Annotated in this window: 8 protein-coding genes and 1 pseudogene; 4 read left to right on the top strand and 5 right to left on the bottom strand. The window is 60.2% G+C overall.

Annotation, left to right across the window (positions count from 1 at the left end; all coding sequences use genetic code 11):
* Window positions 1–281, top strand: a pseudogene (locus OA90_RS28995) (IS4 family transposase); the annotation flags it as partial.
* Window positions 282–422: 141 nt separating this feature from the next.
* On the opposite strand, the gene OA90_RS10865 reads toward OA90_RS28995, so the two are convergent.
* Both OA90_RS10865 and OA90_RS10860 read right to left on the bottom strand, forming a co-directional pair.
* Window positions 423–2639: an NADP-dependent isocitrate dehydrogenase gene (locus tag OA90_RS10865; RefSeq protein WP_068410604.1), complete on the bottom strand. Its 2217-nt coding sequence runs from the start codon at window positions 2637–2639 to the stop codon at window positions 423–425.
* A gap of 194 nt (window positions 2640–2833) precedes the next feature.
* A complete protein-coding gene (locus tag OA90_RS10860) occupies window positions 2834–3274 on the bottom strand; it encodes a DUF2267 domain-containing protein (RefSeq protein WP_068410601.1) in 441 nt (146 codons plus the stop codon).
* A 211-nt stretch (window positions 3275–3485) separates the two neighbouring features.
* Here OA90_RS10860 and OA90_RS10855 point away from each other — a divergent pair, with 211 nt between their 5' ends.
* Together OA90_RS10855 and murI are read left to right on the top strand one after the other, a co-directional pair.
* The gene (locus tag OA90_RS10855; protein WP_068410597.1) at window positions 3486–4298 is read left to right on the top strand and encodes an RNA methyltransferase; all 813 of its coding nucleotides are present in this window, start codon (window positions 3486–3488) and stop codon (window positions 4296–4298) included.
* On the top strand, window positions 4288–5130 hold the full coding sequence (murI, locus tag OA90_RS10850; protein WP_068410594.1) for a glutamate racemase: 843 nt from the start codon (window positions 4288–4290) through the stop codon (window positions 5128–5130). Before OA90_RS10855 ends, murI begins: the two co-directional genes overlap by 11 nt.
* Here murI and OA90_RS10845 read toward each other — a convergent pair.
* A complete protein-coding gene (locus tag OA90_RS10845; RefSeq protein ID WP_208986077.1) occupies window positions 5111–6841 on the bottom strand; it encodes an EAL domain-containing protein in 1731 nt (576 codons plus the stop codon). The genes murI and OA90_RS10845 overlap by 20 nt on opposite strands.
* 547 nt (window positions 6842–7388) lie before the next feature.
* On the opposite strand from OA90_RS10845, the gene rpsD reads away from it, so the two are divergent.
* Window positions 7389–8006: a 30S ribosomal protein S4 gene (gene rpsD, locus OA90_RS10840; protein ID WP_068410588.1), complete on the top strand. Its 618-nt coding sequence runs from the start codon at window positions 7389–7391 to the stop codon at window positions 8004–8006.
* Between the two features lie 110 nt (window positions 8007–8116).
* Here the strand turns inward: rpsD and OA90_RS10835 are convergent, their stop codons facing one another.
* On the bottom strand, window positions 8117–10864 hold the full coding sequence (locus OA90_RS10835) for a cation-translocating P-type ATPase (RefSeq protein ID WP_082836973.1): 2748 nt from the start codon (window positions 10862–10864) through the stop codon (window positions 8117–8119).
* 23 nt (window positions 10865–10887) lie between these two features.
* Window positions 10888–11820 carry a carbamate kinase gene (gene arcC / locus OA90_RS10830; protein ID WP_068410586.1) on the bottom strand — a complete coding sequence of 311 codons (933 nt, stop codon included), beginning with the start codon at window positions 11818–11820 and terminating at the stop codon, window positions 10888–10890.

Raw genomic sequence — 11820 nt, 5'->3', positions numbered from 1 at the left:
TCGAGCTGTTCTTCAAGTGGATCAAGCAGAACCTGAAGATCCGGCATTTCCTCGGAACGTCCGAGAATGCCGTACGCATCCAGATCTTCATCGCCTTGATCGCCTATATCCTGCTGAGAGCCGCTCAGGCGACCCAGACCGCAGTCAAGCAACCACTCGCCTTCGCACGCCTTGTTCGCCTCAACCTCATGCATCGACGCACAATCAACGCACTAAACACTCACAAACCACCACCGGAAACAGACACAAGGCAGATGACCCTAAACCTTAATCCAATTTAAACCGGACAGCAGTGGGTCAAGCCATGGCATGACGATGAAGAACTGTTTTCGGGCAGGCGAGGGAGGACGAGCGCCTGTCTCAGAAGTGTAAAGGGCGACCGAATGGCCGCCCTTTTTCGTCGTTTCAGGTCTTCTGTCAGGTCAGCCGATGATGCCGTTCAGCGTCGCACTCGGACGCATGACGGCGTCGACCTTGGCCTGCGGGGCGTGATAATAGCCGCCGGTATCGGCCGGTCCGCCCTGAACGCCGTTCAGCTCGGCGACAATGGCCTCCTCGTTGGAGGTCAGCGCCTCGGCAACCGGTGTGAACTGTGCTTTCAGGTCCGCATCCTTGTCCTGTGCCGCGAGAGCCTGGGCCCAGTAGAGCGCCACATAGAAATGGCTGCCGCGGTTGTCCAGGCCGCCGACCTTGCGGGACGGGGACTTGTCGTTGTCGAGCAGCTTTTCGATGGCGCTGTCCAGGGTTTCTGCGAGGACTGCGGCCCTGGTGTTGCCCTTGGCGTTGGCAAGATGTTCGAGCGAAGCGCCGAGAGCGCAGAATTCGCCCAGCGAATCCCAGCGGAGGTAGTTTTCCTCCATGAGCTGCTGAACATGCTTGGGAGCCGAACCGCCGGCACCGGTCTCAAAGAGACCGCCGCCGTTCATGAGCGGTACGATGGACAGCATCTTGGCGGAGGTGCCGACTTCAAGGATCGGATAGAGGTCCGTCAGGTAGTCGCGCAACACGTTGCCGGTGATGGAGATCGTGTCTTCGCCGCGCGCGATGCGCTCGGTGGTGAACCTTGCGGCGTCTTTCGGCGCCATGATCTTCAGGTCAAGCCCGTTGGTGTCGTGATCGGGCAGATAGGCTTCGACCTTCTTGATCAGTTCCGCGTCATGGGCGCGGCTCTTGTCCAGCCAGAATATGCCCGGCATGCCCGACAGGCGGGCCCGTGTGACGCCGAGCTTGACCCAGTCGCGGATCGGCGCGTCCTTGGTGCGGCAAGCGCGCCAGATGTCGCCTTCTTCAACCGAATGCTCGATCAACGTGTTGCCGGCCTGGTCGACGATGCGGATCGTGCCGGTTGCCGGTGCCTTGAAGGTCTGAGGATGAGACCCGTATTCCTCGGCTTTCTGGGCCATCAGGCCGACATTCGGCACGGTGCCCATCTTGGCCGGATCCAGCGCGCCGTTTTCGCGGCAGAAGTCGATCACCGCCGAATAGACGCCCGCATAGGAACTGTCCGGGATCACGCATTTGGAGTCGGCTTCCTTGCCGTCCGGGCCCCAGCCCTTGCCACCGGCGCGGATCAGCGCAGGCATGGATGCATCGATGATGACATCGGAAGAGACATGCAGGTTGGTGAGGCCCTTGTCCGAGTTCACCATGTACAAGGCCGGTCCGTTGTCCAGGGCGTTCTTGATATCGGCCTGGATTTCCGTCGCCTTGACGGCCGGCAGGGTGGCTACCTTGGCTTCCAGGTCGCCGATACCGAGATCCGGATTGACGCCGAGCCCGGCAAAGGTGGCCGTATGCTTGTCAAAAACGTCCTTCAGGAAAACCTTGACGCAATGGCCGAAGATGATCGGGTCGGAGACCTTCATCATGGTGGCCTTCAAATGCAGGGAGAACAGGATGCCCTGGTCTTTGGCGTCGCGGATTTCCCTGGCCAGAAATGCGTCCAGCGCCCTGACGCTCAGGTAGGTGGCGTCGATGACATCGCCTTCTTCCAGCGGCCAGTCCCCCTTGAGCGTCGTGGCGGCGCCGTCTGCGGCAGCGAATTCGATCTTCGCGGTGCCGGCGGAGGTAGCCTGAACGGTCAAGGACTTTTCATTGGCGCGGAAATCGTTCGCGTCCATCGTGGCGACATGTGTCCTGGAACTCGGCAGCCACGCACCCATGCGGTGCGGGTTCTTGCGGGCGTATTCCTTGACGGCCTTCGGCGCGCGGCGGTCGGAATTGCCCTCGCGCAGGACCGGGTTCACGGCGGACCCCTTGATGGCGTCGTATTTCGCCTTGACGGTCTTTTCCTCGTCCGTCTTCGGCTCGGAAGGGTAGTCCGGAAGTTTGTAGCCCTGTGCCTGCAACTCCTTGATCGCTGCGTTGAGCTGCGGCTGGGAGGCGGAAATATTCGGCAGCTTGATGACATTCGCTTCCGGCTGCTTGACCAGATTGCCAAGTTCGGCCAGGTCGTCGGGCTGTTTCTGGTCTGCGCTCAGATATTCCGGGAAATTTGCGAGGATACGGCCGGCAAGGGAAATGTCCTTCGTGCCGATGGTCAGGCCGGCTGCCTTTGTGAAGGAGCGGATGATCGGCAGGAATGAGGCGCTTGCCAGTTCCGGTGCCTCGTCGACCCTGGTGTAGATGATGTCGGCCATGACTCTTCCATTTCCTTAGCGTTAGGTACGTTATCCTGTGGAGCGGAAATCGCGTGCTCCGATGGAATTTCGAAATGCGTATACAATTGTACGCAATCAATTGCCAGCCCTCCGGAAGGCGGAGACGGCCTGTCCCGGGGAGTTCTAGCAAAGGCTGACGAAAAGGCAATCGGAAGCAAGTCCGACAGCAGGCATCAGGAGTGAGGCGTCCAGAAATCGACCGCGCCCTCGGGCAATCTGGCAAGCACGCGATCCAGCTGTCTTTCATCGACCGAGGATCGTCTGAGGGCCTTTGCGACATCCGATATTGCGCTGTCCGGAGCCATATTGTGGTTCTGGCGCACGGATTTGACCTTGCGCGTCAGCGCGTTGCGGTTCGGAAAGGACGGGGGCGTTTCTTCAGGCTGCCAATCCTCGACCCAGTCCTCGACGAAGATTGCCCTTGTGACAGCCGGCAGGATGTTTGCAAATTCAAGTGCCTGCGCGGTGGTCAGGTAGGCACGGAAGGTGTGAAGAACCGCGCGCAGGGTTTGGTAGGCCTGATGATGTGTCTGCAGTATGCAGGTGTCGCGAACATCCAGAAGGAAGGCGTCGAAGTCCAGGGAAGCGTGAAAATGGGTTTGCGGCATCGGCATGGTGACTTCATGATTCGCATTGTTGTTTTTATCAATTATTACCCGGATCGCGACTTCACGTCATAATTTTTGTTAAAAGAATCAACTCGTTAAAGTTGTCTTCCGGTTGTTGTTCCGGAAAGAGTCGCCTGTTCCCGTCAAGTTTCGGGCGCCGGAAAAACGGTTTGAACCAGCTTTCCATTTTTCCAAGAAACCGCTAAATCCGGCTCCCATGAGCAAGAACGCGAAAATCAGGGATGAAGCCCGCAACGTGACGGCAAAGCCGCCGGCGGTGATCCTGTGCGAGCCGCAGCTTGGCGAGAATATCGGCACGGCGGCGCGGGCCATGGCCAATTTCGGACTGGTCGACCTCAGGATCGTCAACCCGCGCGACGGCTGGCCAAGCGACAGCGCGCGCGCCGCCGCGGCTCGGGCGGATCATGTCATCGACAACGTGCAGGTTTTTAGCAGCGTCGAGGCTGCGGTAGCCGATCTGCAGTTCGTGTTCGCGACGACGGCGCGCGCCCGGGAGGTCTCCAAACCGGTTCGCGGGCCGGATGAAGCCGCGGCCAAATCCGTGCAACTGGGTGAAAACGCGCATGCCACGGGATATCTGTTCGGACGCGAACGTTGGGGCCTCAACAACGATGAGATCGCTCTGGCGGACGAAATCGTCACCTTGCCCGTCGATCCGGATTTCGCGTCCCTGAACATCGCTCAGGCGGTGCTGGTGTGTGCCTATGAGTGGCGCAAGCATGCCACATCCGGCGCGCTGCCTTTCCTTTTGTCGGAAGAAGAGCATCCCCCGGCGAACAAGGACGAGATCGTGCGTTTCTTCGAGCACCTGGAAGGGGCTTTGGACGCGGCGACATTCTTCCGTCCACCCGAGCGGCGCCCGCATATGGTTCTGACACTTCGCAACATTTTCCAGAAGGCGCAACTGACAGACCAGGAAGTCCGCTCGCTGCGCGGCGTGATCGCCGCGCTGGAAAAGCGCGAAACCCGGCCGCGCAAGAAGCGGGGCGGCAGCAAAAGTGAAGAATGAGGCGTCCCCCGCGACACCGGTGGGTCCGGTTCTCTTCTTCGATTCCGGGCTCGGCGGACTGACGGTTCTGCGCGAAGCCCGCTATCTGCTGCCTTACGAGCATCTGCTTTATGTCGCCGATGACGCGGCTTTTCCGATCGGCCGCTGGCCCGAAGCCGATCTCAAGGCGCGGCTCCTGTCGCTCTTCGAAGGCCTCATCGCGGCCCATCGCCCCAAGGCGGTCGTGATCGCCTGCAACACCGCCTTCACCCTTGTCGGCGAGGCCTTGCGCAAGGCTCATCCGCAGGTGCCCTTCGTCGGCACGGTACCGGCGATCAAACCGGCGGCGGAGCGGACGTCTTCCGGCCTGATTTCGGTACTGGCAACTCCGGGCACCGTGCGCCGCGCCTATACCAGGGGCCTGATCGACAGTTTCGCCGGCCAGTGCCACGTGCGTCTGGTGGGCTCCGACACGCTGGCGGAGCTGGCGGAACACCATATGCGCGGCGACGCGGTTTCTGATGACGACCTTCTGGCGGAAATTTCGGACTGTTTCGTGGAGCGGGAGGGGCGGCGCACCGACATCATCGTGCTGGCCTGCACGCATTATCCGCTTCTGGCCAACCGCTTCCGCAAGATCGCGCCATGGCCGGTGGACTGGCTGGACCCGGCGGAAGCCATTGCGCGTCAACTTGTGCGGGTTCTGGGCAGCACTGTGGCGGAAGGGCCGGTGCAAGCATCGGACAGCGCCGTATTCACGTCTGCGCCAAAGGATCCTGTACTGGAAAGGCTACTGGCCGGGTTCGGGCTTGTTTTGACAAATGACAGGAGCGTCAGGCCGCAAGGCACTTGACCGCAAGACCGTCGTCGGAGCGTTTGGCAGCCCGTTTCAGCTTCCAGATCTCGTCATTCAGCTGGTCCGGGTGCAGCGTCGTGTTGCGCGGCAGGGTCAGGATAGAGATGGAGCATTGCAGCAGCGGAAACCGGCGATTGGTGCCGAACCGGTCCTGGGCCTCGATATACCCCTGGGCGCGATGCTCAGGCTCATAGAAGCTTTCCACGTTCACGCGGAAGGCACGCTGGAGGGTGAGCAGTCTTGCGGCGACATCTGTCTGGTCGCTATTTGAGAAGCCTGCGAAAAAGTCGTCCCCTCCAAGGTGTCCCACAAAGGTGCCTTTTCCGGAAATGTGTCGCTGCAGAAGTTCGCTGAACAGGATGATGGCCCTGTCGCCCTGCCGATAGCCGTAGGTATCGTTGAAGGGCTTGAAGTTGTCGAAATCCAGGTAACACAGGTGCCTGACCTTCGATCCCTTGCCGGCGGTTTGCGAAATGAAGCGCATGATGGCGCCATTCCCCGGCAGGCGGGTAAGGGGGTTCTGGTCCTGCGCTTCCTGCAAACGTTTCTCGTGGATGATCTTCAGGAGCGAGGTTGCGGACAGAAAGCCGCAATACCGGAAATTCTCGGTGATGATAATGCCGTCCGAATTGATCGAGGAGGCAAAGGTCACCAGGAGCATGTCCGCGTTGGAATCGATATCGGCAACCGGGCAGGCACGGACAAAGGAGCGAAGCGGAAAGTCCAGCGCGGCTCTTGTGTCCTCATCCTCCGGAGCGCCCGCGTACAGATAGGCCTTCAGATCCCGTTCGTGGATCAGTCCGCGCGGTTCCCTGTTGGAATCCAGTACCGGGATAACGTTGGCTTCCTGGTTATGGACGACCATGTCGAGAAGCTCGTTCATGGATACGCTGGACTGAATGGTGGGTAACAGCAGCAGCTCGTTGCGGATGCGCTCCTGTTCGTCCCGCTGCTTGCGGCCGGATCCGGCGGGGCGGATATGATCGTAGAAGAGCTTTGCCTGGGAGGCGTCCTGAAAGGGGCCGGCAACGAATTCACCCTGCAGGAGGTCGCATCCCGCGTCCCGGCATGCCTTGAATTCGCGTTCGGTCTCAACGCCCTCTGCGATGACCCGCGCGCCGAGCACATGGGCGAGATTGGTGACGGTGGTGACGAACAGTTTGCGCCGCGGGTCACTGTCGATGCCGTTCAGGAAAAAACGGTCGATCTTGACGAAGTCCGGAGACAGGTCATGCAGAAGCCGCAACTCGGAAGATCCGCGTCCGAAATCGTCCAGTACCACCAGAAAGCCGAGTTGTCTGAGGCCGCTGATGGCATGATGGGTGACATCATCGAACGTCTGACGGTGGCGCTCGGAGAATTCCAGGCAGATCTGATTCGGCTCAAGCGCGGCTTCGCGCACCAGATCCGCCAGCTCCATGCGCGGATCGTTCTCCTCGCCAAGGTTGCGTGAATCCAGTTTGAAGTAGAGCTTGGAATCCTGGGCGATGTTCAGGCGGCTGAACTGCTCGAGAGCCTTGCGCAGGAGGGAAGTTTCCAGTTCCGCCAGGACACCCTCGGCGCAGGCGCGGTCGAACAGGTCGCCGGGCGAGTCCGCGCCGCACAGGTCGATGTTAAGAAGCCGGGCTTCGTAGCCATAGACAACACCGGTTCCGATATCGGCGACAGGCTGAAGCGCGTATTCCAGCTTCTCCAGCATTGAGCTCATTGGAACGCCGGGAGGGGCCGGGCTGAAGAGACCAGTCTCCTGGGCTGAAATACGATGAGCTGACATGTCGATCCTTGTAAAGAAGGTCTGTTGGTTGAAACTTCGATTGTGTAATTGCATTTCGAACAGATGGTCTAATTGTTATAATTAGCTATGGTTGCATTAGTGATTGCATAGTGAAAAGCCGCACTTAAAAAAGTCTAAATCTATACATTGTTTTTGCGCTAAATCGTCCCGACAGTCTGTGAAAGAGCGAAAATCGATGGCGCTGGGCGGGGAACGCGGCTGCGAATATCCGAATTTTCCGAGAAACAGCCTGTTTTCCCGGCTCCGCGGTCGCTCCTGCATTGACATTTGAGGGAGCGGCTTGTATCTCCGCGCGGTCCGGGAGGCTTTTGTCTTCCGGATGTACGCACCCGTGGGTATCCAGCCGGCGCCGTCTTGCTGGGTCCCTGTCGATCCCGACAGCCCGTTCAATATGGGCGCAGGGATAAAGGAGGGCGCGTTTCCTTTATAGAACAACAACGCGAATTCAAAGGAAACCGCGATGTCAAAGCGCCACAGCGTTAAGTACAAAATCGACCGCCGGATGGGTGAAAACATCTGGGGTCGTCCGAAGAGCCCGGCCAACAAGCGTGAATACGGTCCGGGTCAGCACGGTCAGCGCCGCAAGGGCAAACTGTCCGACTTCGGTGTTCAGCTCCGCGCAAAGCAGAAGCTGAAAGGCTATTACGGCAACATCACCGAGAAGCAGTTCCGCAAGGTCTATTCCGACGCATCCCGTCAGAAGGGCGATACGTCCGAAAACCTGATCGGTCTGCTGGAGCGCCGTCTCGACGCGATCGTCTACCGCGCCAAATTCGTTCCGACCGTGTTTGCTGCCCGTCAGTTCATCAACCACGGCCACATCAAGGTCAACGGCAAGCGCGTCAACATCGCGAGCTACCAGGTGCGTCCGGGCGATCTCATCGAAGTTCGTGAAAAGTCCAAGCAGCTTGCGCTGGTGCTGGAAGCTGTGCAGTCCGCCGAGCGCGATGTTCCCGACTACATCGACGTCGACCATGCGAAAATGACCGCTACTTACACCCGCGTTCCGGGCTTCTCCGATGTGCCTTATCCGGTACAGATGGAACCGAACCTGGTGGTCGAGTTCTATTCGCGGTAATCAACCGCCGAATACAGTTTCAAGGGAAGGGCCCGCCAATCGGCGGGCCCTTTTCTTTTGGGGGGCTCAGGTTCTGACCGGTCATTCGTGTGCCGAGCGGCCAACGACCTTTAAATGAACCGAAAGCCGAAGACTTCCTTGAGGCCCGACAAGGCGAATGTGGGTATTGCGGCGACGAAGGCGCAGCCGGCCAGAACCGTGACGGGCAGCGGCGCCGTGCCCAGAACGAAGTTGCCGAAGCCGGTGTAGATCGCGCCTGCGGACAGCAGCAATGACAGGCCCACAGCCATCAGCAGTTTGGGATTTCCGAATGGTGACCGGCGGTAGAGCGTCGTTGTGGTGCGCGCATCGAACACATGCCAGAGCTGGGCAAACATGATCGTGACAAACGCCATGGTCTGCGCGTATTCCAGCTCCGCACCGCGCGCCAGCGCGGTCTGAAACACCCAGAAGGTCACGCCGCCGACAGCAAGCCCCCTCAGGATGATCCGTTCCTTGAGCCCGCCGGCAAAGATGTCCTCGTCGCGGGCTCGCGGCTTGCGTTCCATGATGTCGTCTTCGCCATCTTCGAAGCCGAGCGCCAATGCGGGAATTCCATCCGATACAAGGTTCACCCACAGGATCATCAGGGGTGTCAGCGGCATCAACGGATCCGCCCCCATCAGGATGAAGGCGAACAGGATGGTCGAGACTTCGGCGACGTTCGCGGTCAGGGCCTGGCGGACGAATTTCAGGAGGTTGTCATAGATACGCCGTCCTTCGCGCACCGCCTGAACGATTGTCGAAAAGTTGTCGTCCAGGAGCACCAGCGCGGCGCTGTCCTTGGCGACCGACGTTCCGGTGATCCCCATGGCCACACCGATATCGGCGGTCCGCAAGGCAGGCGCGTCGTTCACGCCGTCTCCAGTCATTGCGGCCACTTCCCCGTTTCGCTGCAGGGCGCTGACGATGCGCAGTTTGTGCTCGGGGGTCACCCGGGCGAAAACAGCGGCATTCTCGACCACCCGCTCCAGTTCGTCGTCATCCATCTTGTCGAGTTCGGCGCCGGTATGGACGGTCTGGTCTTCGCGTGTCTTGATTCCGATCTGCTCGGCGATCGATCTGGCGGTGATCGCATGATCGCCTGTGATCATCACCGTGCGTATTCCGGCGCTGGTGGCGTCGGCGACAGCCTCTTTCACTTCCGGCCGCGGTGGATCCATGATGCCGTGAATACCCAGCAGCACGATGTCCTGTTCGGGGTTCTCGGGATCAAATGTGCCGTCTTCCGCCTGCCGATAGGCCACAGCCAGGGTTCTCAGGGCATCGCTGCCGAAACCGTCGATAACGGCCTCGATTTCGGCGCGGCGCGCATCCGTCATCGGTTCGTTCCGGCCATGGATCCGAACCTCTTTGGCACGGGCAAGGATCACATCCGGTGCGCCCTTGGCGACAAGATACTTGTTGCCGTCGGAAAGCTGCACATGCAGGCTCATCATTTTGCGGGTGCTGTCGAACGGGAAGGTCCGCAGCGTATCGACGTGGCTGTCCTTCAGGCCCTGGCGGGTAATGCCCACCTTAGCGGCCGCGACCACAAGAGCGCCTTCCGTCGGATTTCCCTGGACTGAGGGACGGCCATCTACCGTGATCAGCTCGGCGTCATTGCAGAAAGCCGAAATGCTCAGCATCTGGCGAAGATCCTCATTGTCGCCGATGACCGCAGCTGTGCCGTCCTCGTCCACAAATTCGCCCTCGGGATCGAAACCCTCTCCGGTGACATTCCAGATTTTTCCGCCGGCCCAGGTGCGCATGACCTGCATCTGGTTTTGTGTCAGCGTACCGGTCTTGTCGGAACAAATGACCGACGTGGTGCCGAGCGTCTCGACGGCGCTCAGCCGTCTGGCAAGAGCGTTGTTGCCGGCCATCCGCTGTGACCCGAGCGTGAGCACGATGGTCACAACGGTAGGCAAGCCCTCAGGAATGGCGGCAACAGACAGCGAGATGCCGGTGTTTAGCATTTCAGCCAGGTCCATGCCTTGCATGAGGCCTATGCCGATCACGACCGCGACCACGCCAAGGGCAGCGCCGATGAGAACACGGGACAGTTTCTCGATCCGCTCCTGCAGGGGCGTCTTGGGCTCCTTGGCTGCCGCCATCAGCCCGGCAATGTGACCGACTTCCGTTGCCATGCCGGTCGCGGTGACAACACCTTCCCCGGTTCCGTTGACGACCTTGGTCGACATGAAACCCATGTTGAGCCGGTCCGCCAGTACAACGTCGTCGCCTGCGATGGCGAGGGTGTGTTTGTTGACAGGTTCGGATTCCCCGGTCAGCGCGGCTTCATCCACTTGCAGGCGGTTCGCTTCACTGAAGCGGACATCGGCGGCGAGTATGTCGCCGGCCTTGAAACGCAGGATGTCGCCGGGAACGATGTCGGTGGCGGGGATCTCCACCCATTTGCCATCCCGTCTGACGAATGCGCGCGGGGCGGCCATCTCGCGCAGCGCCGCGAGGGATTGCGCGGCACGGTGCTCCTGGAGAAAGGAGATGATCGCGTTGACAAGAACGATCACCCCTATGGCGATCGCATCCACCCAGTGACCCGTGTAGCCCGAGATCGCAGCCCCTGCGATCAGGATGATCAACAGCGGATTTTTGAACTGGATGAGAAACAGCCAGAGAGGCGAAATCTGTTCGGCCTCATCAAGTTTGTTAGGACCGGTTCGAGTCAGTTTCGCCGCAGCCGCCGTACTCTCCAGACCGTTGCCAAGGTCGGCGCCAAAGGTTTGCGCAACCTGATCGACGGAAATGCTCCAGGGGCCCGGGGATGTTTCCGGCGACTCCACATCGGGCGGGAGAGCTGTGACGGTATCGGTCATCTCAAATCGTCTTTCTGTGGCGGTCAGCTGTGGAACTCGATCCTATCCGCACCGGGATCGACGGTCGTGCCTTTTTCCCCGCGCAGGGCCGCCGGAATGTCGGCAAGGGCACAGATGACGGCTTTGCCGCCCGTCGAACGGGCGAAGTCCTGGGCGGACTGAACCTTGGGTCCCATCGAGCCTGCAGGAAAATCGAACTGGTCCATGTGGTCCGGGGACGCCCGGAGAATGCCGCGTTGTCCGGGTGTGCCCCAGTCGAGATAGACGGCATCGGCGTCGGTGGCGACCACAAAGACGTCAGCACCGATCTCACGTGCCAGCAAGGAAGAACAATGATCCTTGTCGATAACGCATTCCACGCCTTCGAGCATGCCGTTGCTGTCGTATCTGGTCGGAATGCCGCCGCCGCCGGCGGCGATGACGACCGATCCCTTGTCCAGCAGCCAGCGGATCGGCCGGACCTGGAAGATGCGTTTCGGCGCAGGGGACGGTACAACCCGGCGCCAGGCATCGCCGTCGGCCTTGATCGACCAGCCCTTCTCGCTTGCGTTGGCCTTTGCCACCGCCTCGGAATAGACCGGACCTATGAACTTGGTCGGATCCGCGAAGGCCGGGTCATCCGGATCGACCTCGACCATGGTGAGAACGGTGGCGAGAGGTTTTTCAAGGGGCAAGAGATTGCCCATTTCCTGCTCGATCATGTAGCCGATCATGCCCATGGTCTCGCCCACCAGCACGTCCAGTGGATATTCCTCCACTTCGGTATAGGCAGCCTCCTGCAGAGCAAGAAGCCCGACCTGCGGTCCATTGCCATGGGTCACGACAAGTTCGTGGTCTTCCGCCAGAGGTGCAAGGGTCTGGGCGGCAATGCGGACATTCCGCCTCTGGTTTTCAGCGGTGAGCGCCTCGCCCCGCCGCAAGAGCGCGTTCCCGCCGAGGGCTGCAACAATGCGCAT

This window comes from Labrenzia sp. OB1 (assembly GCF_001624695.1).
Lineage (GTDB): Bacteria > Pseudomonadota > Alphaproteobacteria > Rhizobiales > Stappiaceae > Roseibium.
The sequence above is the reverse complement of the archived record's forward strand: the minus strand, read 5'-3'. Positions and strand labels throughout refer to the sequence as shown.

Excerpts from the sequence above, each read along its gene's own strand:
- OA90_RS10865 (WP_068410604.1), bottom strand. The coding sequence starts at position 2,639 with ATGGCCGACATCATCTACACCAGGGTCGACGAGGCACCGGAACTGGCA.
- OA90_RS10860 (WP_068410601.1), bottom strand. The coding sequence starts at position 3,274 with ATGCCGATGCCGCAAACCCATTTTCACGCTTCCCTGGACTTCGACGCC.
- OA90_RS10855 (WP_068410597.1), top strand. The coding sequence starts at position 3,486 with ATGAGCAAGAACGCGAAAATCAGGGATGAAGCCCGCAACGTGACGGCA.
- OA90_RS10845 (WP_208986077.1), bottom strand. The coding sequence starts at position 6,841 with ATGAGCTCAATGCTGGAGAAGCTGGAATACGCGCTTCAGCCTGTCGCC.
- rpsD (WP_068410588.1), top strand. The coding sequence starts at position 7,389 with ATGTCAAAGCGCCACAGCGTTAAGTACAAAATCGACCGCCGGATGGGT.
- OA90_RS10835 (WP_082836973.1), bottom strand. The coding sequence starts at position 10,864 with ATGACCGATACCGTCACAGCTCTCCCGCCCGATGTGGAGTCGCCGGAA.
- arcC (WP_068410586.1), bottom strand. The coding sequence starts at position 11,820 with ATGCGCATTGTTGCAGCCCTCGGCGGGAACGCGCTCTTGCGGCGGGGC.